11 protein-coding genes and 1 pseudogene are annotated in these 22,093 nt (G+C 43.2%); 4 read left to right on the top strand and 8 right to left on the bottom strand.

The window, feature by feature from the left end; genetic code table 11:
* Positions 1-135 precede the first annotated feature (135 nt).
* On the top strand, positions 136-1,644 hold the full coding sequence (locus HC965_RS06105; protein WP_191030620.1) for a GH3 auxin-responsive promoter family protein: 1,509 nt from the start codon (positions 136-138) through the stop codon (positions 1,642-1,644).
* A gap of 259 nt (positions 1,645-1,903) precedes the next feature.
* Here HC965_RS06105 and mnmA read toward each other — a convergent pair whose 3' ends face one another.
* Positions 1,904-3,022 (bottom strand): tRNA 2-thiouridine(34) synthase MnmA, encoded by a 1,119-nt coding sequence (mnmA, locus tag HC965_RS06100; RefSeq protein WP_191030619.1) that lies wholly within the window; start codon positions 3,020-3,022, stop codon positions 1,904-1,906.
* 52 nt (positions 3,023-3,074) lie between these two features.
* On the opposite strand from mnmA, the gene HC965_RS06095 reads away from it, so the two are divergent.
* The 3 genes from HC965_RS06095 to cysS all read left to right on the top strand — a co-directional run bounded on the left by HC965_RS06095 (position 3,075) and on the right by cysS (position 8,338).
* Complete coding sequence (locus HC965_RS06095; RefSeq protein ID WP_191030618.1) at positions 3,075-5,912, top strand: DEAD/DEAH box helicase; 2,838 nt, start codon at positions 3,075-3,077, stop codon at positions 5,910-5,912.
* Between the two features lie 72 nt (positions 5,913-5,984).
* On the top strand, positions 5,985-6,797 hold the full coding sequence (locus HC965_RS06090) for a Cof-type HAD-IIB family hydrolase (RefSeq protein WP_191030617.1): 813 nt from the start codon (positions 5,985-5,987) through the stop codon (positions 6,795-6,797).
* A 59-nt stretch (positions 6,798-6,856) separates the two neighbouring features.
* Positions 6,857-8,338: a cysteine--tRNA ligase gene (gene cysS, locus HC965_RS06085; protein ID WP_191030616.1), complete on the top strand. Its 1,482-nt coding sequence runs from the start codon at positions 6,857-6,859 to the stop codon at positions 8,336-8,338.
* A 138-nt stretch (positions 8,339-8,476) separates the two neighbouring features.
* Here the strand turns inward: cysS and HC965_RS06080 are convergent, their stop codons facing one another.
* From HC965_RS06080 to HC965_RS06050, 7 genes and pseudogenes are all read right to left on the bottom strand, one after another.
* Positions 8,477-11,338: a chondroitinase family polysaccharide lyase gene (locus HC965_RS06080; protein WP_191030743.1), complete on the bottom strand. Its 2,862-nt coding sequence runs from the start codon at positions 11,336-11,338 to the stop codon at positions 8,477-8,479.
* Between the two features lie 234 nt (positions 11,339-11,572).
* Positions 11,573-13,123 (bottom strand): sulfatase, encoded by a 1,551-nt coding sequence (locus HC965_RS06075; protein WP_191030615.1) that lies wholly within the window; start codon positions 13,121-13,123, stop codon positions 11,573-11,575.
* A gap of 102 nt (positions 13,124-13,225) precedes the next feature.
* Positions 13,226-14,428, bottom strand: coding sequence for a glycoside hydrolase family 88 protein (locus tag HC965_RS06070; protein ID WP_191030614.1), 1,203 nt, complete (start codon positions 14,426-14,428; stop codon positions 13,226-13,228).
* 149 nt (positions 14,429-14,577) lie between these two features.
* Positions 14,578-16,503 (bottom strand): annotated as a pseudogene (locus HC965_RS06065) (heparinase II/III family protein); the annotation flags it as partial.
* Positions 16,504-16,514: 11 nt separating this feature from the next.
* Positions 16,515-19,916: a glycoside hydrolase family 2 TIM barrel-domain containing protein gene (locus HC965_RS06060; RefSeq protein ID WP_191030612.1), complete on the bottom strand. Its 3,402-nt coding sequence runs from the start codon at positions 19,914-19,916 to the stop codon at positions 16,515-16,517.
* A gap of 11 nt (positions 19,917-19,927) precedes the next feature.
* On the bottom strand, positions 19,928-21,154 hold the full coding sequence (locus tag HC965_RS06055; protein ID WP_191030611.1) for a glycoside hydrolase family 88 protein: 1,227 nt from the start codon (positions 21,152-21,154) through the stop codon (positions 19,928-19,930).
* Positions 21,155-21,181: 27 nt separating this feature from the next.
* Complete coding sequence (locus HC965_RS06050; RefSeq protein WP_191030610.1) at positions 21,182-22,084, bottom strand: family 16 glycosylhydrolase; 903 nt, start codon at positions 22,082-22,084, stop codon at positions 21,182-21,184.
* Positions 22,085-22,093: the final 9 nt, after the last annotated feature.

The following is a 22,093-nucleotide window of genomic DNA, read 5'->3' as shown; positions in this document are numbered from 1 at the left end:
GTCGCATTTTTTAGTCAAAAACTCGGGGATTCTATTAAACTCGTCAATTTTAACGATTATTTCCGTCGTAAAGATAGAAAAAAAAGATAAATAAGTTACTTTTGCACGACTAAACATTATTATGTTAAAGCAGAAATGAATATTACAAAAATTATTAGTAAGACTTTTGATTCCCGTTTAAAACAAATAGATCTATATGCTAATCAGGCTAGTGAGATTCAACACCGTGTATTGAATCGCTTGGTGAAGCAAGCTGCCCGGACTGAATGGGGTAAAAAGTACGACTATGCCTCTATCCGCAGCTATGAAGATTTCAGAAAACGTCTGCCCATCCAAACATACGAAGAGATAAAGCCTTATGTAGAGCGTTTACGGGCAGGAGAACAAAACCTGCTTTGGCCGTCGGAGATACGTTGGTTTGCAAAATCATCCGGTACGACTAATGATAAGAGCAAGTTTCTTCCTGTCAGCAAGGAAGCATTGGAGGATATTCATTATAGAGGGGGGAAAGATGCTGCGGCCCTTTATTTCCGTATCAACCCGGATAGTCATTTCTTTTCTGGAAAGGGGTTGATTATGGGTGGTAGCCACAGTCCGAATCTTAATTCTAATCATAGCTTAGTCGGGGATTTGTCGGCTATTTTAATTCAAAATGTAAATCCGCTTATTAATTTCATTCGTGTGCCAAGCAAGAAGATTGCATTGATGAACGAATGGGAAACGAAAATAGAAGCAATCGCTAACAGTACTATTCCGGTGAATGTAACGAGCTTGTCCGGTGTACCGTCTTGGACGCTGGTGCTTATCAAACGTGTTCTTGAGAAAACCGGGAAACATACATTGGAGGAGGTATGGCCTAATCTGGAAGTGTTCTTCCATGGTGGGGTGGCTTTCACTCCTTACCGCGAGCAGTATAAGCAGGTGATTCAGTCGCCTAAAATGCATTATGTGGAGACTTATAATGCTTCCGAAGGGTATTTCGGTACGCAGAATGATCTTTCTGATCCTGCTATGTTGTTGATGATTGACTACGGAATCTTCTACGAATTTGTTCCGTTGGAAGAAGTGGATAAGGAGAATCCACGGGTATATTGTCTTGAAGAGGTGGAACTGAACAAGAATTATGCAATGGTGATTTCTACTTCCTGCGGTTTGTGGAGGTACATGATTGGTGATACGGTGAAGTTTACGAGCAAGAATCCTTATAAGTTTGTTATCACGGGAAGAACAAAGCATTTCATCAATGCTTTCGGTGAGGAATTGATTGTTGATAATGCTGAAAAGGGGCTGGCTAAGGCTTGCGCAGAAACGGGGGCACAGGTTTGTGAGTATTCTGCGGCACCGGTCTTTATGGATGAGAATGCAAAATGCCGTCACCAGTGGCTGATAGAGTTTGCCAAGATGCCGGATTCTGTTGAGAAGTTTGCGGCGATATTGGACGCTACTCTGAAGGAGGTCAATTCTGATTATGAGGCAAAACGGTGGAAGGATATTGCGCTGCAGCCATTGGAGGTAATTGTTGCCCGTCAAGGGTTATTCCATGATTGGATGGCGCAAAAAGGAAAATTAGGAGGACAGCACAAAGTTCCCAGGTTAAGTAATACGAGGGAGTATATTGAGGGGATGTTGCCGTTGAATCAATAGTATTCTTTTTCTTTCGTCTTGATACGAAAGAAAAAGAACCAAAAAGAAAGAATCAAGGCTGCGTTTTTTCAGCTACTCCGGTGCTTTCTCCAGCTAAAGGGCAGAAACTCGCTACGCTCAAACAGTCTGCCCTTTTTAACGCTGAAGAAAACACCTGCGCTTGACGCTGAAAAAACGAGGCCGGGAGACCATGCGGGGTGTTCGTGTTATAGGCGTATATAAGTTCTACAATAGTTCTTTTAAGATTGCGTTAAGAAAGTCAGTGGGCAGTTACTATTATTCCGCCGCCTAACAATAGCCCATCTTTATAGAATGCTGCGGCTTGTCCTGGCGCAATGGCGGTCAAGGGTTCATGGAGTTGTACATGAAGTAAATTATCCGGTGTAATAGTAATCGTGCAGTGGTTTTCTTGTTTGCGGTATCGTATCTTCACGATAATATCAGAATGTCCCAAGATGCGTTCGCGGTTCACGATATTCCAGTCTTTCAACCACATTTCTGTTTTTTCCAAGGCAGAGAGGGAGGATAATATCACTTCATTTTTTTCAGTGTTTATCTCCTTTACGAAAACGGGACGGTTCAAATGAATGCCCAGTCCACGTCTTTGACCAATGGTATAAAAAGGATATCCTTCATGCCAGGCTATAAAATTCCCCTTTTCATCGACAAATCGCCCTCGTCTGACCATTTCTGACCACGGCTGACCATTTCGGACTAATGCCTGACCATCTCGGACCAATGTCTGACCATTTCGGACCAACCAGTTTTTCAAGAAGCTTCGGTAGTCCATCGGACAGAAACAAACCCCTATACTATCCTTTTTGGTGGCAACTTTTTGGAAGCCACGTTCAGCAGCCCAGGCACGAGCTTCCACTTTCGTAATTCCTCCCATTGGCAGGAGAATTCTACTGAGTATATCTTGCTTCAAGCCCCACAGAAAAAAGGATTGGTCTTTGTCCGGGTCAACGGCGTGTGTAATATAGTAAGTATCCTCCAGCTTTATTTTTTGGACGTAATGACCGGTAGCTATGTAAAAGATGCCCATTTCATCAGCTATTTTGGCAAGCAAAGGCCACTTTAGATAGTTATTGCACAACGTACAAGGTACCGGAGTATGACCTGCCATATACTCATGCACAAAATATTCAATGATTTGCTCATTGAATATCTCACGGGCGTCATATGTTATATGCCGGATACCGAGACGTTCTGCTAAATTACGGGCATCTTCCAGATATTCGGTCGAGTCGTTCAGTTCATAAAAACGGAAAGTGACTCCGGTTACTTCATAACCGGCTTCCAGCAGTCGCATGGCGGCTACAGAGCTATCCGTTCCACCACTCATACCTAACAATACTCGTTTGTTTTCTTCTATCATGCTACAAAATTAAGGATTTTCCCGTATCTTTGTCAGTTAAAGCCTAAAGAGAATGAAAGAGAAAATAACTAATGGACAAGTCATCATCGTTTTCACAGAACATCCGGTATTCGGCATATTGCTGATTCCTTACATAGCGGAAAGACTGGGCGATGACACGCTGCAATTAGTGGAACAGGCTTTTCATGCTTCTCCCGAAGCTATGGAATGGATGAGTGAGGCGGAAAGACAGGCCATTGATATTGCCTCTCACTATACGGAGAAGTATCTGATGAGCAATTACTCCCGTGAAAAGACCGTTTCGCGTTTTCTACATAAGCTATCTGAGGATCCCGAACGGATCAAAAGTAATATTCGCCCGTTTATTGAGAAGAAGTTGCAGGAGATGCTGACGTTGATACGCGAAAGCGGACTGCCTTTTTATCAAAAACAGGCTGGTAGTAAAGTGCTATATGCTCATCATGCCTATCGAGTGCATGCTGATGATGTAGAGATTCGTGTAATCTTTCATGCCGACAGCAAAACATTCCGTTATCAGTTACAATGTTACGATGGAGGGCAGCCATTCTCTTTGACCGAACTAAAGCCCGTCACCGTACTGACTTCCTCGCCGGCAATTCTGCTATTGGGTATGGAATTATATTTCTTTCCGCATATTGAGAGTACAAGAGTCTTGCCTTTTACAAAGAAAAAATCGATTAGTGTGAATGCTTCCCAAATTGAGAAGTATATAGATAACATTGTGATTCCAATTGCACGCTATCATGAGATTGAAACTCACGGGCTGAATATTATTGAAGAGGAATGTAGCTGCGAGGCATTATTATCTCTTGATACAATTCACGATGAGCAGGTGCTAAAACTTAGTTTTCGCTATGGAGACCAGGTATTTACACCAGATAGTGCCACTGAAATGAAGAAAATCGTTTATCGGAAAGAATCCGGTGGTGTATTCTTCTTCCGGCGCAACATTATCGAAGAAGAGAAAGCAATTCAACTTTTAACGCAAGCCGGATTACAACAGCTTGATACTTCTTTCAAGTTATCGCCTGAAGCTACGGAAAAAACGATTGGGGAATGGATTAACAATCACCGGGAAATGTTGCAACTTTCATTTCAACTTATCAGCAGTATGGGAAATATGCCTTATTGCCTGGATGAGATACGTATCGAACAAAGCTGTGACGACGAAGTCGATTGGTTTGAATTGCATATCACGGTGGTTATCGGCACATTACGTATTCCTTTTTCCCGCTTTCGCAAACATATCCTGGAAGAAAAAAGAGAATATCAGTTGCCCGACGGCCGCATGATTCTCCTGCCTGAAGAATGGTTCAGCAAATATGTGAACCTATTGGAAATGGGGATACAGACGGAAAAAGGAATCCGTGTGAGACGCACGCTCTTAGGTGCTGTACAGACAGCTTTAGGAGAAAATGTGCTCAAACAGTTTCCGTCTCAAAAACACATACACAACATTGCCGTGCCTAAAGTGCTCAAGGCAACATTGCGTCCTTATCAACAGAAAGGATTCTCATGGATGGTACATCTGCACAAATTAGGGTTTGGTGCATGCCTGGCAGATGATATGGGACTTGGAAAAACACTGCAAACCCTTACTTTACTGCAATACATATATAAGCCATATGGCCCTAAGCAGGCTGCTACCCTGATCGTCGTTCCCACATCGCTACTTCACAACTGGCGACGGGAAACCAAACGCTTCACTGCACTTTCAATGGCAGAATACAATAATACTGTATCCGTACCCAAAGAGCACCCGGAGAAATTCTTCGATCAGTTTCATTTAGTTATTACTACGTATGGGATGATGCGGAACAATATCGATATTCTCTCTTCTTACAATTTCGAATACATTGTACTCGACGAGAGTCAAAATATCAAGAATAGTGATTCACTCACTTTCCGCTCGGCTATCCAGTTGCGAAGTAATCACCGGCTTGTACTGACAGGTACTCCGATTGAGAACTCCCTCAAAGACTTATGGGCACAATTTCACTTCATACAACCGGACTTGCTGGGTACGGAGAGTGATTTCCAAAGACAATTCATGATTCCGCTCCGACAGGGAAACACCCGTGTAGAGGCACAGTTGCAACAACTGACTGCCCCGTTTATCCTTCGCAGAAGCAAGAAAGAAGTAGCTCCGGAACTTCCCGCGCTTACCGAGGAGACGATTTACTGCGACATGACTGAAGAACAAAACACCTTGTATGAGCAAGAAAAAAACAGCCTGCGCAACACCCTGCTTCAACATCCACAAAGTACGGACAGGTTCCATTCGTTCAGTGTATTGAACGGGATTCTGCGTTTACGCCAACTGGCTTGTCATCCACAGCTTATCTTACCTGATTTCATCGGACTGTCCGGAAAAACGACACAAATAATCGAAACATTCGATACGCTGCGAAGCGAAGGTCACAAGGTTTTGATTTTCTCGTCATTCGTCAAGCACCTGGAAGTGTTGGCTGAAGCCTTTCAGGAACGTGGTTGGAAATATGCCCTGTTGACAGGAGCGACAAACAACCGTCCTTCCGAAATCGCCCATTTCACCGAACAAAAGGACGTACAAGCTTTTCTTATTTCCCTGAAAGCCGGTGGTGTGGGACTCAATCTCACTCAAGCCGACTATGTATTTATCATCGACCCCTGGTGGAATCCTGCTGCCGAGTCGCAAGCCATTGCCCGTGCCCATCGCATCGGTCAGGACAAACAGGTAATCGCTTATCGTTTCATTACCCAAAACAGTATAGAGGAAAAGATTCTCTATCTGCAAGACGAGAAACGTAAACTGGCGGAAACGTTTGTCACCGAGAGCGAAGCACTGCCTGCATTGAGTAATGAGCAGTGGGTAGATCTGCTTAAATAACAGACTACTTTTCCACGCACTATCTTGCTAAAATACTTTTTTACCCTATCTTTGCACACAAAATGACACTGCATGAAATATAAACTTATCGTGCTCGATCTTGACGGCACACTCACCAATTCGAAGAAAGAAATCACTCCCCGCAATAAGGAGACATTGATACGTGCACAAGAACAAGGTGTTCGACTGGTACTAGCCTCCGGACGACCGACTTATGGCATCGTGCCGCTAGCCAACGAACTACGGATGAATGATTTTGGCGGATTCATCCTGTCCTATAACGGAGGAGAAATCATCAACTGGGAAACCAAAGAGATGATATACGAGAATGTACTACCCAATGATATCGTTCCGGTGCTTTACGAATGTGCCCGCACTCATCATCTAAGCATATTAACTTATGACGGAGCCGAGATAGTGACCGAGAACTCACGTGATCCGTATGTACAGAAAGAAGCATTTCTTAATAAAATGGAAGTGCGCGAAACAAACGACTTCCTTACGGACATCACACTTCCGGTAGCTAAATGCCTTATTGTAGGAGATGCGGATCAACTGATTCCTTTGGAAACAGAACTCTGCCTTCAACTGCAAGGACGCATCAATGTCTTCCGTTCAGAGCCTTATTTTCTTGAATTAGTACCGCAAGGTATTGACAAAGCCCTGTCTCTCGGCGTCTTATTAGAAGAAATAGGAGTAAAACGCGAAGAAGTCATAGCCATGGGAGACGGGTACAATGACCTGTCCATGATAAAGTTTGCAGGACTGGGAATTGCTATGGAGAATGCACAAGGGCCGGTAAAGAAAGCGGCGGATTACATCACTTTAAGCAATGAAGAAGATGGTGTTGCCGAAGCTATTGACAAGTTTCTCTATCAACAATAGACAACATATCCGGATTTTATACTAACTTTGCGCTTCCAATAGAACAAATATAAAAGGTTATGGAACATCAACTTACCATTTACAACACGTTAGATAGAAAGAAAGAGTTGTTCGTGCCGCTTCATGCGCCCCATGTAGGAATGTATGTATGTGGGCCAACCGTATACGGTGACGCTCATTTGGGACATGCACGTCCGTCCATTACATTCGACGTTCTCTTCCGCTATCTCACTCATCTAGGATATAAAGTACGCTATGTACGCAATATTACCGACGTAGGCCATTTAGAGCACGACGCCGATGACGGTGAAGATAAGATTGCCAAGAAGGCACGTCTGGAAGAATTGGAACCGATGGAAGTCGTTCAATATTTCCTGAACCGTTATCACAAGGCAATGGAAGCGCTCAACGTACTGTCTCCGAGTATCGAGCCGCATGCTTCGGGACATATCATCGAACAGATTCAACTGGTACAGAAGATTTTGGATGCCGGATACGCTTACGAAAGCGAAGGTTCCGTTTACTTCGATGTAGCCAAATACAATAAAGACTATCACTACGGAAAACTGTCCGGACGCAATCTGGACGACGTATTGAATACCACCCGCGACCTTGACGGACAAAGCGAGAAGCACAATCCCGCCGACTTCGCCCTGTGGAAAAAGGCACAACCGGAACATATCATGCGCTGGCCGTCTCCATGGAGTGACGGTTTCCCCGGATGGCATGCCGAATGTACTGCTATGGGACGTAAGTATCTGGGTGAGCACTTTGATATTCACGGTGGTGGAATGGACTTGATTTTCCCTCACCACGAATGTGAAATTGCCCAATCGGTTGCTTCACAAGGTGATGACATGGTTCACTACTGGATGCACAACAACATGATTACCATCAACGGTACGAAGATGGGCAAATCACTCGGTAACTTCATTACACTGGACGAATTCTTCAACGGTACTCATAAGTTACTGGCACAAGCCTATACTCCGATGACCATCCGTTTCTTTATTCTTCAGGCTCATTACCGTAGCACGGTTGACTTCAGCAATGAAGCACTGCAAGCATCGGAAAAAGGCTTGCAACGTCTGATGGAAGCTATTGACGCATTGGAAAAGATAACTCCCGCAGCAGCAACTTCGGAAGGTATCAATGTAAAAGAGCTACGTGCCAAATGCTATGAAGCAATGAATGATGACTTAAATACTCCTATCGTCATCGCACAACTTTTTGAAGGCGCCCGTATCATCAACAATATCATTGCCGGAAATGCAACTATTTCTGCCGAAGATTTGAAAGACCTGAAAGAGACTTTCCACCTGTTCAGCTTCGACATCATGGGATTGAAAGAAGAAAAAGGTTCTTCCGATGGCCGTGAAGAAGCTTACGGCAAGGTAGTAGATATGTTGCTGGAACAACGTATGAAAGCAAAAGCCAATAAGGATTGGGCTACTTCCGACGAAATCCGTAATACATTGACCGCACTCGGATTTGAGGTCAAAGATACGAAAGACGGTTTTGAATGGAGATTGAATAAGTAAAAACAAGAAGCATCGCACTTCATTGTGCAGACTAAAGATAAAGAAGACCGGTTCACCACGAACCGGTCTTCTCTTTTTTCATAGAAACATATAATAACTAATACCCTTTTAAAGTTGTTTCTCTTACTTATTCACTAATCACTTATTATCCATTAGTATCTCAACAGGTTGTCCATGTTGGCAAGTCACTGTCAATACAGTATTTTCTCCTTGTTGTTCCACCTGAACGCTCTCCATTGGGCTCGCTAACGTCCAATGCCCTTTGAGACGTATTTCCTTACGAATAGGACGACTAGGCTCTCTTGTCGTATAGGCTTTCTCTTTGATGTTCAAATTCGGATCACAAATACTCAATCGGATACCTTTGGCTGACTCCTTGGCATACATCACCATCGTTTCTGCAGGAATAACAGCAATCAGCTTATCATCAACAGGTTGATAAGTTTCAAAAGCAGCATAGCCTGTAATCCCCGTTTTCTTATCATACACAACATGAGCAGTCTGATCGCGATGCAAAACTTCATAGACAGGAGTTTTACGAAGTTCATCCAAATCAGAGTCAGAGGGTTGTATCAAAACCATATACTCGTATGTTTCACCCTTCGGAGCTTTGCCATGTTCTATCCAGGCAGAAGAGAATTTTCCCTTTGTCACCGCACGGGTCTTTTCATGACGTGACTCCTGTTCCGCAATTTGTGTACGGACGGTTCCATCGACTACATGATAATAATTATCATAACCATCATGCAACCAGTAGTTATCATTCCCTACTTTAGAATCTTTTCCATCGTACTTCGTTTGGAAAAGAGTCGTCTCTGTAGGATAATCCGCATTGCTGTTCGTTATACCTGTACCCAGACAAATCATCCGGTTATCAAAGCAAAATACTGATTTACGGGCTACAAAGTCAGGTGTAAAGTTCTCATACTCCCTTTCCATCAGTTTCATGGCAAACATACCATTTTTACCATTCAGCGAGCTACTACCCGAGAAGTTTTCTTTGGAATGAGCCATGGTAGTTCCTTTCAACGGACTATCCAATAACTCAAAAGGTAAGTGAATGGTAGTTGTGCCCGGCAAACGATTCCAGTCCCAGCCTTCCTGTACAAAACCGCTCCCGGCACGGGATACGGGATTGCCTTTCCCCATAATCTGTACTGATCCGTAGCTTTGGTAACGTCCATAACGATTATCTTTCACATAGATTTCAGCACCCCATACATCGGTCGTATATCCTTTCAGCGTTACCATCCAGTCCGCACGGCGGAAAATGCCCGCCGAACCGTAGTTATAAACGAAGAATCCTTGTGGAGCTTGAGCGGGCTTGATGCCTTCTTTCTTAAAGAAACGCGCATTCGGAGTATCTTCATTACGCACAAGACGCAGATAATCAGCAGCCAGACCACGGTCGAACGTATTCCCCTGACCGGACAAGTCGCCCGACAAAGCAATATTGGCAAATGCCTCAATATCATCACTTCCCATTTTTCCACCAAAAGGATGACGACCGCAAATACCTATCCCCCATTCATAAAAATTGCAATAGTTGCGCATGGCGATAAAAGCGGACTTCATGTGCCAACGGGCATCTTCTGTAAGTTCAAACCCTGTATCATTGGTGAAGGCTATAAATTGTCCCACCGTAGCCAGTACTCCGGTGGTGTATGCCGGATAGAAACCGCCATGATGGAAAGTGGTACCATCTACTTTTATACCACCGATCTTCCCCGGTCTATAACACAAAGAAGAAGACAACCAACGGGATAAGCCACTCAAAGCCTGTTCCTGTTCTCTTGCATCGGGAAACATCATGGCGGAAATAAACTTCGCCATCAGTAATGTATGCCAAGAATCCAACAATTCATCACGCGTTGGCGAACAGGGTTGGCGGGTTTCCTGCAAAGCAGCCCAGAAACGCAGTGTAGACAGATAAGCATCACGGTGAGGATGTTTATAAATCGCATCACGCATCAACCAGGCAGTAGTAAATACCTTACGAATCTGATAACCATAATGATGATTGGTACCCATACCGCTACCAAACGCAAATCCCTGATCCATGGCATAGTCGAATACGGTGAAGTAATTCTTCCTTGATGTTTCATTCTGATTATAATAAGCATCAATCGCAAAACCGGAAAGCATGGTCTCAATATCATTCAATGACATCTCTCCTTTTTTCCTGTTCAGTTCATCGGGAGCAACGATAGGGGTTCCCACAAAACCTGTCCCGGCAGCAGACGGATGAATAGCCGCTTTCTCAAACGTTTTGTAGGCCGCATTAATCCGTCCTTTCGGTGCTTTTTCCACTTCCAGAAAGTCTGTCAGACGTTGTTCGATAGTTTTCAAGTCGCTTTTCTGTTGAGCAGTCAGTTTAGATGCCAATGGAATATCATAAGATTGCTGTTCCCATTTCCATACGAGACACCAATGCCAAAGATCGCGGTTAGAAAGTCCATTATTGGCGGGTAATTGCTGATCCGGAGTAGTACGAAGATTCATTTTCTCCTCGGGGAATGTCAAACGGTCGAGGAAGATACGCCCTTTCCGGTTGGGAGCAATCAGTCGATAGGCTACGATGTTCTTATCTTTCTTGTCTCCTTTCATATATTCGAAAGAAATCCAGCAAGCACGCCAACCGGCTGCCGGCAAATGATAAGAGAACGAATAAGAGACTTCGCCCGCCTTATTCAGAAACTCGAAACGAATGGAATCCTGCTGTGGCTTCTCATTGTAAATCCACAAAGTTATGCCAAACTGTTTCTCCTGCTTCGCATTGAGTGACAAAGGAGAGATTTGAACATTCAAGGCTGAACCGGGTTGAAAATCCCATTCCAGACTACTCTCGCCTTCCTTATAGAAAAGAGAGGAGGTTTTCACTTCTCCTTTTCCTGAAACCTTGAACGCTTCGGGCACTCCGTCTTCAAAGCCGATGAATTGGGCAAAAACGGAAGGAATCGTTCCAAAAAGGAATAATAATATAAAGCATTTTATTTTCATCATTATCATAATGGTAATTAAACGAAGCAGATTAAAGAAATAAAGTTCCCATTCGGAACAAGTATTTTTAAAGCTTAAAACTAGTTTTCGTTTGACTTAAGTTAAACTGTCGAATGACTTGAGTCAAGCTTTCGTTTAACTTAAGTCAAACGAAAACTCATTAGTTAGCCGAAGCAATGAAATTAAGAACAGAGTTCACTATATCTTTCTATTGACTTCCCTAATACTATCTAATCAATAAGGAATCCTGTCAGATAAAATCTTTTCGGAATACCAAGGGTCATTAATTTCTTTCAGCATAGCTCCCATTTCACGATAAAGTTGCTCCACTACTTCCTTATTTTCTTCCAAAGGCAGATTGTGTAACTGATAAGGATCTTTCAGGTCATCGAACAAAAGACTCTTCTTCAGTTGTTTCGTGTTACGGTCAATATATAAAGCCAATGTATATTGCGATGTCTTAATACCTCTTGAAGAAGGGAAATAAGTCTGTACCAATCCATTTTCATCCTTTTCACCGTCTAAATTTTGGATATACAATGCGCCTGTAGGACGAACAATTTCCGCCTTTTCATCGAAGAAAAGAGGGGCAAAGTTACGGCCTTGCACTTCTGCCGGAATAGAATCACCCAAGCCGCACAATCCAAGTACGGTAGGCATAATATCCGGTGACGACAGTAGCAGATTGTCTACTCTCGGCTGAATCTTACCTGGGAAACGAACAATGAACGGAATATTCATTGATTCGGAATAAGGAGAGTTTTTCGGGTCATCAGTACGCTGGCTACACATCGTTTCGCCATGATCGGAAGCAAAGATAACAACAGTGTTCTTATCCAGTCCCATATCCTTCAATGTCTCCAAAATCTGACCGAAAGCGCGGTCAACTCCTGTCACGGAAGCAAAATAATAACGGGCAGATTCCGCTTTCTTCATCTTCAGGTCTACGTTCGGGCGAATCAACAGGCTGTCCAATGGTTTATTCTTATAAAGGTCAAAGTCCTGCTCTTCACAGTCATCTAAAGAACGATACGGGCTATGCGGCGGATTCATGCCCACCATTATAAAAAAAGGCTTCTTTGTATCGCGTACGTTACCTTCGTTCTTCAGATAAGAAACGACTTTTCCCGATTCGTGCAAAGGCGACCATTCTTTCGGGTCATGTCTTTTGCCATCTGTATCCCAATAATGAGGATTCTTATGTTCATCAAACGTACCGTAAGAATACCAGTAATTGAATCCATGGCGACGCTCTTTCGGTGTATAAGCATCCCATGCCGGCCGTCTGGACTCTACGTATTGTCCCGGATGTTCGGGATCGTTGGGGGTCGGAAAGTCGGCATGCAGTTTACCGAAATAAGCACAATCATAGCCAGCCTTGCTGAAAACGTCGCCGATACATTCAGCATCCTCACGCAAAGAACTGATCGGACGTGTGGAATTACAATTCAGAGGTACACCGCTCCGGTTAGGATACATACCCGTAAGTAACATTCCGCGATGAGGGCTACTCAACGGACAATTACTCTGAGCCGAAGACAAAACCATAGATTCACGTGCGAACGCATCTAAATTAGGAGTACGCACGGGATCTGCTTCAAAATTTATTTTATCCCGAAATCCATCCTGATTCCAAAAACCCATCGCTTGATTACGATACTGATCGGGGAATACATAAATAATATTCGGATGTTCGGGTTGTTCCGTTACTTGTTTGGGAGTCTTGCAACCTTGTGCAGCAAACAGGGTCAAGCCACCTAGCAAAAGGTTTATAGGTTTATTCATGGTGATATTATAATTTACAAACAATAAAATGATGAACAGCGAACGGCGAACAAGCTATCTATTTAAGCCAATGTTCACCGTTTACCATTCCATTATCTATAATTATTTCTTTTCCAAATCTCTTTTGCGCATCAATGCTTCCAGAAAGTAATAGTCTGCATAGTTCAAGGGAACATCTATTTCCTGACCGTGAGGAATGCTGCCAACCGAGTGCATCAAAATAAAGTTACCATTCGTACCCACTTCTGCACGATAGGCAGGTGAGCCCAGGCTTTCCATAACTTTATCGGCAGTTGCCTTGTAGTCGTTACCTGGCAGATAGCCGTCCAATTCGTAAAGCGCGGAAGCTGTACAGGCGGCTGCGGAAGCATCACGAGGTTCATTCGGGATGTTCGGCGCATCGTAATCCCAGTAAGGAACGAGGTCTTCCGGCAAGTTCTTGTTATTAAAGATGAAGTTATATACTTTTTGTGCCTGATCGAGGTATTTCTTATCTTTCGTATAGCGATAACAAGTAGTATATCCGTAGAGTGCCCAAGCCTGTCCGCGAGCCCAGGATGATTCGTTCGCATATCCCTGTGCGGTTTGTCTTTTGCGCACTTCACCTGTTTCAGGGTCATAATCTACCACATGATAGCAGCTGTTGTCCGGGCGGAAATGGTGTGCCATCGTTGTGTCGGCATGCTTCACTGCGATATTATAGAAAGTGGAATCTCCTGAAAAAGCTGTTGCTTCGAACAACAATTCAAGATTCATCATATTGTCAATAATCACCGGACATTTCCATCCGCGTGTTCCCTGCCAACCTCTATCAGCATCCCATGACTGGATGACACCAGCATTCGGACGGAAGCGGGTAGAAAGTGATTTGGCTGTTTCAACAATCACGTCTTTATATTCTTTCTTGTCAGCCATGCGATAACCGTTCAGATAGCTGCATCCAATCATGAAACCAACATCATGGTGCCATTTCAGATACTTCACTGAGTCGAGTGCTTCTGTATATTTTTCGGCCAGCGGTAACCATTTGTTATCTCCGGTCAGGTTATAAGTCAGCCATATACTGCCGGGAAAGAAACCGGAGCACCAGTCATCAATAGGTATATAAGAAATACTACCGTCTTTGTTGATAGTTCTCGGATTCAGGATTTTACCGGATTTCTCAATAATATCCGTTTGAATCGTGTTCTGTGCTACTGCGTTGTCAATGTTGTCCTGAATAAAATCTACTTCAGCCTTTTTTTGCCCACCGCAACTCGTAAAGATCAAAAGGGAAAGCCCCAATGCGCTAAGAATTGTTTTCATAATACAGGGATTATTTGTTAAGTGATTAATTTTCCTGATTGCAAAAATAGTGCATTCAATCAGAATAGACCAACCTAAATAATCCAATTAAGGGACAATTTTGGTACATTTGCCCGAAAAAGCGTATTTGAACAGATATTCTCAGAAAACCTACTTATAGTAAATTCATATTTTCCAGATACCTCCCGCTTTTCATCTTTCAGAACAATACGATAGATTTTCTTACCCCACACAGTAGAAAGGCGCGGATCATCCAATTCAATTGTTTCTAAATCAGCCTCAAACCGAACCGGATACAGTAATTCTACTTTCTGTCCCTGTACCTCAATATGTATCTTTCCGGCCGAAGGGAAAGTTACATTCCCCCATGTCAGAAAGTTCACTCGGTTGGATGCCACAAACTCAGTCAATGTATAATCATCTGTGATTTTTAGTTTATGGTTCTCAAGACTATAGGAACGCTTCCAACTCTTCACTTGGGCTTCTGCCGGATACGCGGCGGCTATATCAGTGGAGAAGAAACGTTTTTTCTCATTGCAAACCGTATTGGTAGCCTTATAATTCTGACCAAATTTTTGTGGAACATTATTAATCATGGGCAGATTATGATAGTTGCTTTGCATAGTCCAAATAGTGTATCGTTCTCCACTGAAAGTCTTTCTGGTGTAGGTTCCCACTCCGGTATCAATCAACACCGGAATCGTGTTTACATACAAAGAAAAGGTTCCTGCATCATTATGATTGTGGCTTTCATTATTAAATCCGCCTTTAACAGCGACAAACATTCCGTTCTCGTTCTTCATATGACAGAATTCCGTTTCGGGATACCATGTCACATCCGGCGCATCATGTTTCGGAATCACCTTCAACAGTCCATTGCCGGAAAGTAAAGACTGGAGAGAGCGGAAAGCATCATTGCCCATTGTCACATACGTTTTTTTGTCTTTTAATAAATAAGCAGCAAAGCCCATCATTTCATCACTGTTTACCGCTTTACCAAAACGGTATATCAACATAGCATCACCACCGCCCCGCGCTGAAGCATCGGCAAAGTTGACTACCCATCCGTTACCTACATAAGAACGTGATATATATTCTCCCATTCGGCGAATCATTGGTTCATGAAATAAAGATATTTTGCCTCCGGTACCATCCGACAGAATCTGAAGATAATCATAAAGTTTACCGGCCGCATGCTCCCAATACGAGTTTCCTTCTTCGCAAGCTCCGTCCGCTTTTACATAATTGATGAATTTATCAACTGATTTCATGGAACGATATACTGCCTCAGCCAGTCTGTCCTTATCGTCTTCAAGTAATAAAAAACATTGTAAGACGTTAGAATTGCACCAAGGATTCCAGTTATTTATGATTCCTCCGGGCTTCCGGTCAAAAGCCATCCACCACATCTTATCATCGTTCATATAAGGATCGAGCACACGTTCTTTTATCACTTTACGCATTTGCAAAGAGACTACGGGATTGATCTTATCAAACGGGGCACGGAAAAAATAGTGCACCCATGCCATCAACGCTCCATAGCCACCGGCTCCGAGATCAATGATATGTTCGCGAAAGTCCGGAAAAGAACGTTTGCTGCTTTGACTGGACAGATGGGCCGATTGCACCCATGAAGTCATTTCACAACTCATATATGCCCCATTCAGCAACTGGTCAATAAAGCGTCCTTTACCTTCAGCCAGTTCGGCAAGCATTAACGTATTCAATGCCTGCCGGTTAGCCATATAGGATTCTTCCATAACCTTACGGTTGCCGGTACGTTCGAACTCCAAATAAGCAGTAGCGGGAGTCAACTGCCATTTGTAGGCTAATAGTTTCTCACCCTCTTCGATGAGATATTGTTTGTTGGATCCCGTCAGAGCGTCCCATGCCATACGATCTGTATATGCAGGATAAGGCACCCACGCCTGTTTCATAACTAACACATCTCCCAATATAGCTTTATCAGTCATTTTCTGCAACATATTACGTTCTGTGTATGCGTTTGCTCTGAAAGACAAACCTCCCAGGACCGCTACCCAAAGAACACAACATAAATATCTCATCTGAATCATGGTATTTTTCTTTAGTAAGTGTAACGGAGCGATTTGTTTACATCCCCCGCATTTCTCACCGGAATCAATGTAAAGCCCCATACATAATCTTTATTGGCGGGAATGGTATAACCGGGTTGCACTTTAGCTCCCCAACTATCATAGCCAGCCACTCCCTGCTGTTTCATATCAATACATACTTCCACAAAGTCACGCGGAACGATATCATTGACATGGGTCATCCTGCGAAGCACGTTCTTTGCTTCCGCCTCATTCTTGCCGGCAATTTCTTTCGGAGAACGATTCCGCCATTGATAAGGATGAGAAGATTCTTCGGAGTCAAAATCCTCTACCGTATTCCGCAACGCATTGAAACCGACAGTCTTTTCCGCAAGAACCAGCAAACCTCTCCCCACAGTATTCGTAAAGGATACCCACCGCGTATCAGTACGATGTCCATTCTCCTGCGGACGAACATAATTGACATACATATCGTCAGCACTCGTCTTATATCTTCCCACCATAGAACCGGCATTGCGATCTATGTAATTTTCTACGGGCCCACGTCCGTAGTACTCTACTCTGTTCATTACGTGCGGAATACGGAAACGAACTCCGATACGGGGCACTTCAAGCACATCCTTCTTTTTCGCTTTCTTGCCCGGAGTAAAAGTTGCCAGATTGGTATCCTCCAACACCTCCGTCTTTTCTGCTTCACGGTTGGTCGGCGTAAACTTAACATTCACATTGACCACTCCGTCTCTATATATCCTGTAAGTTATCAGATATTGGTTACCGGCAGGCAGGTCATACGTAACAGACATCAGCATCGTCTCACCTTCTTGTCTAACAGCCGTATCACTCACCTTGAAGCCACGACTCGACTCTTTCCATATCTGCAAACGCTTGGGGTTACTGCTGCCATAATCATTATCATTGGGCGCACGCCAGAAATTCGGCTGCACCCCGAAAGCTTTGTCAAAATACTCGGTTCCATTTACCTTATAGGAGGTAACCATGCCGGTAACTTTATCAAATTCAAAATAAACTTCCGATGAAGATACTATAACCTTTCCATTCTCCGCTTTCCATTCCAACACTTTTCCGGATGTCTCATAAGAGTCTTTTTTCATTTCCAACGGCAAACGAAACTGTTCTTGGGCAATCTCATGTCCGATCGGGATTAGCGGTTCAGCCTGTCTGGTCACCACACTGAAACGTACGAAGTACTCTACTCCGGGTTTACCGACCGTCACTACAACCGGAATAGTAAACTCAGCCGCAGTTTGCGGATTTACCTCTAAAGCTATTTTACCTTTTTTAACTGCACTGCCGTTAGCCTGTAATTCATACCTGATATCGTACTTTTTCAGATTCGTGAAATAAAAACGATTGATAACCTTATATCTGCCTGTTTTCAAATCGACAGCTTCAAAAGCCACATTCTGATGCGCATACTTTACTTCCGCCAACGCCGGATGAGGTTTGCGATCAGGACCGACCAGACCATTACAACAAAAATTCCCGTCACTCGGCATATCGACTCCATAATCACCACCATAAGCCCAGTATTCATTTCCGTCTTTATCCTTTTTCAATATGCCCTGATCCACCCAGTCCCAGATATATCCACCTTGAAGATTAGGATATTTATAAATTTCTTTCCACTGATCCCATAAGTTTCCACTGGAATTTCCCATAGCATGAGAGTATTCCGAAGGAACGACAGGACGATCGGAACCTGTCTCACCTATATATCTCAGCCACTCGGCACTAGGATATTGAGGTACATACATATCCGAATTCCATTCCCACTGCGCACGCTCATAATTGACAGGACGATCCATCAGTTTCTTATCTTTGTCTTTGAGCCACAAATAAGTCTGATAGAAATTATAACCGTTACCCGCCTCATTCCCCAACGACCAAAATGTCAGGGAGGGATAGTTCTTATTACGCTCGTACATATTTATCGTACGATACAAATGCGGCTTCAACCATTCGGGATTATTCCCCAAACTTCCGCCTTTACGCAAATCATAATACATTCCATGAGATTCAATATTCGCTTCATCATATACATATAACCCGTATTCGTCACAAAGTTCATAGAAGCGACGGTCCTGAGGATAATGGCAAAGGCGCACGGTATTTATATTGTTCTGTTTCATCAGTTCAAAATCTTTCCGCATCAGTTCCTCCGTCAGATAATGACCGGTCTTTTCATCGTGTTCATGAATATTCACTCCTTTCAGTTTCAACGGCTGCCCATTAATAAAAAGCAAGACATACGGTTTTCCGTTTTTAGCCAGCAGTTTGCTTTCTTTAATCTCAACACGGCGGAAACCGACATTGAAAGGGACTATTTCCGTCACTGTTTCCCCTTCTTTCAGGGTTATCAATAACTTATAAAGATTCGGCATTTCGGAAGTCCATGTTTTCACGGCAGGCAAACTCTTTTCAAAAGAGACTGTCTGCAGCGCGTTGCCTTCCATCGGTACTTTTCTCGCTGCACTTGCAACTTGTTTACCGCCAGCATCCAAAAGTTCGTAAGATACTGACACTTCCTTGCCGACAGCCCTATTGTTCCTCACATCAACAGCCAATTCAAACAATCCGTTTTCGTACGTATCGTCCAATGTGGAAATAATCCTGAAATCTTTAATTGCGGTCTTTGGCTGCGCATACAAAAAGACATCACGCTCTATACCGCTCAAACGCCAAAAGTCCTGACATTCCAGATAAGACCCTGTGCTCCAGCGAAGTATTTTCAACACCAGCGTATTCGTTCCCTCATACACGTATTTATTGATCAGAAATTCTGCCGGATTCTTTGAGTCTTCATTATATCCCACTTCTTTCCCGTTGATATATACATAAACCCCCGACTTGGCTCCGGCAATATGCAAATAAACGTCGCGGGATAACCAATCTTTCGACACTTCAAATTCCCGCCGGTAAACACCTGTCGGTATATCCGCCGGTAACTGTGGTGGTTGCGGGTTGCTTGCCTTGAACTCATAACCATGATTGGTATAGACAGGTATCCCATAACCTTGAATTTCCCAGTTTCCCGGAACTTGAATTTCACTCCATCCTTTCACATCCGCTTTCACATCTACAACATCAGCTGGCAGCTTACGATGAGAATCGGAATAATAAAACTTCCAGATGCCGTTCAGCAACTTATAATATCTGCTCTTTTCATACTTACCTGTTAATGCGTCTTCACGAGCATCGTAAGTCATAAATGCCGTCCGGGGAGCTTCTCTGTTTACTGATACAGTCTGTATATCCTGCCAATAAGGAATTCCGGTTTCCCGTTCATGAGCTATACCTGCAATAACATCAGACTTTTCTACCTGCTGCGCCAACAAGGCAACAGGTAGAAAAGCGCATACTACTCCAGAAAGTACCTTTCCTAAAATTTTCATAGCATTAATTTCTACTGTTTACTGTTATATCTCAATAAGGCTTCCAAATAATAATAATCCGCATATACCAAAGGAACGTCAATTTCCTGACCATGAGGAATGCTTCCCACACTATGCTTTAATATAAAATTACAGTTTGTACCTTTCTCAGCCAAATAAGTAGGTGATGAAAAAGTCTGCAAAATGTGCTCCGCAGCTTGTGCATATTTCTCTCCTCCTTCAACATAATCCGAAAGTTCTAAAAATGCAGAAGCTGTAATTGCCGCTGCCGAAGCATCACGCGGCATTTCTTCAAACATTTGAGGAACATAATTCCAATCAGGAACATACCCTTCCTGCCCTGCATTAAAGTCCCAGTATGGTACTCCGTCTTCAGGCAGATTAGGATGATTCAGCCAAAAGTCGGCAGTATGAACAGCCATATCCAGAAAATCCTGCCTTTTAGTCTCACGATAAGCCATCGTATAACCATAGATAGCCCATGCCTGACCACGTGCCCAAGCCGAATTGTCCGAGAATCCCTGACAAGTGGCTCTGTGAAGCACTTTTCCCGTCTCTTCATCATAGTTTACCACATGATAATTACTATAGTCTTCACGGAACTGATTCTTTATCGTCGTCTCAGCATGCTTGTTGGCCACATTGGCAAAACAAGAGTCGCCTGTCACCTTCGTCGCAAAGTACAGAAGTTCCAAGTTCATCATATTGTCGATGATTACAGGATAGAACCATTCATCTTTACCATTCCAAGCTTTCCTGTAATTCCACGACTTTATAGCACCCGTTTTTTCATTGAAACGCGTGCACAGTGAACGGGCAGATTCTACCAGAATTTCTTTATAAGCCTCATTGCCTGTCAGACGATAGGCATTCCCGAAACTACAATACATAAGAAAACCGATGTCATGATGATTGGTCAACTTTTTCAAAGGTTCAAGTGCCTCGGTCCACTTGATTGCTGCCTGCTTCCAGTCTTCCGACTTATTGTACTCATATACATACCACAAGCAACCCGGATAAAACCCTTCTGTCCAATCATTCTTTTTTGTTGTCTTCAACGTTCCTTGCTTGTTGATCGTACGGGGATATTCCGTCGGTTCGGGAATGTTTTGCAATTGAGCGGACAATTGCTGTTCTGCCCGCTCAAAACCATTCTTTACCATAATTGCCGTCTCTTTTTCCTTTACACACGAGCAGAGCATCAGCAAACTTGCATAAAATATAACTTTCACGTTCATCCTAATAATCTATTTACCTTAAATTTATTACTTAGTATCTAATGTCCATATACGTATATAATCCACGCAAGCATTGGTCAGATGCGAATCGGCAGGTGCGCTCTTGAAATCTCCTTCATTAGCCCATGAGGCTCCTGTGGAAAGCTGCACATATTCCTTGGTTCTCGAAATCCATTTTTCTTCACCACCCTCTTTGCTGAATTCAGCCTTCAACTCTCCGTCATAATAGATTTTGATCTGATTCTCGTCCCATAACATTCCCCAAACATGGAAACTACCATGCAGACCTGCTGCCGGATAGCGCTTTGAATTTTCCTGATGTTCATCGCCATATCCGTCAATATGAATAGTCGATGCGGTCTTATCCTCTACAAAAGCCGATTCGAAAACGTCTATCTCGGCGCCATCGTTACCTGTTCCATCTACCAAATTCACATCAGGAGACTGAAACCAGAAGGCCGTATGTACCGCCTTATTTGTATCGGCTACCTTAACACGTACCTCAGCATACCCGTAATTCATAAAATATTTATCCCGGGTATTTACCGAACTGCAATACATAACATCAGTTCCTATCTTTTTTGCTTCCAAAACAAGCATACCGCCGTCTTCATTCTGAACTTCCCTTACATTTTCCGGTTTGTGGAACCATTCCTTAATACCTAAAGCAGGGCGTGGAGTACGAGTTTTCGTATCATTATTTATAGTCCATTTATTAAAATCGACACGGGAATCATTAAACTCGTCACTAAATTCCAACTTCCACTGTACACCGCTTACTTCTGCATTGGAATTATCAGGAAGCGCATTGATAGGAGTTTCTGCATCTATTTTAGAAACAGGTTTTACATAGTCACCTTTTTCATCACCACAGGAAACCAGAAATCCAACTCCTGCTAACAGACATATTTTAAACAGATTCTTCATCATTATTCTTTT

This window comes from Bacteroides sp. GM023 (assembly GCF_014750685.1).
Classification (GTDB): Bacteria; Bacteroidota; Bacteroidia; order Bacteroidales; family Bacteroidaceae; genus Bacteroides.
Note: the sequence above shows the minus strand (reverse complement) of the source record. Positions and strands in the feature narration are given on the sequence as shown.

What these genes read in the sequence shown, in the direction of transcription:
- HC965_RS06105 (WP_191030620.1), top strand. Translation starts at nt 136, where the DNA reads ATGAATATTACAAAAATTATTAGTAAGACTTTTGATTCCCGTTTAAAA.
- mnmA (WP_191030619.1), bottom strand. Translation starts at nt 3,022, where the DNA reads ATGATAGAAGAAAACAAACGAGTATTGTTAGGTATGAGTGGTGGAACG.
- HC965_RS06095 (WP_191030618.1), top strand. Translation starts at nt 3,075, where the DNA reads ATGAAAGAGAAAATAACTAATGGACAAGTCATCATCGTTTTCACAGAA.
- HC965_RS06090 (WP_191030617.1), top strand. Translation starts at nt 5,985, where the DNA reads ATGAAATATAAACTTATCGTGCTCGATCTTGACGGCACACTCACCAAT.
- cysS (WP_191030616.1), top strand. Translation starts at nt 6,857, where the DNA reads ATGGAACATCAACTTACCATTTACAACACGTTAGATAGAAAGAAAGAG.
- HC965_RS06080 (WP_191030743.1), bottom strand. Translation starts at nt 11,338, where the DNA reads ATGAAAATAAAATGCTTTATATTATTATTCCTTTTTGGAACGATTCCT.
- HC965_RS06075 (WP_191030615.1), bottom strand. Translation starts at nt 13,123, where the DNA reads ATGAATAAACCTATAAACCTTTTGCTAGGTGGCTTGACCCTGTTTGCT.
- HC965_RS06070 (WP_191030614.1), bottom strand. Translation starts at nt 14,428, where the DNA reads ATGAAAACAATTCTTAGCGCATTGGGGCTTTCCCTTTTGATCTTTACG.
- HC965_RS06060 (WP_191030612.1), bottom strand. Translation starts at nt 19,916, where the DNA reads ATGAAAATTTTAGGAAAGGTACTTTCTGGAGTAGTATGCGCTTTTCTA.
- HC965_RS06055 (WP_191030611.1), bottom strand. Translation starts at nt 21,154, where the DNA reads ATGAACGTGAAAGTTATATTTTATGCAAGTTTGCTGATGCTCTGCTCG.
- HC965_RS06050 (WP_191030610.1), bottom strand. Translation starts at nt 22,084, where the DNA reads ATGATGAAGAATCTGTTTAAAATATGTCTGTTAGCAGGAGTTGGATTT.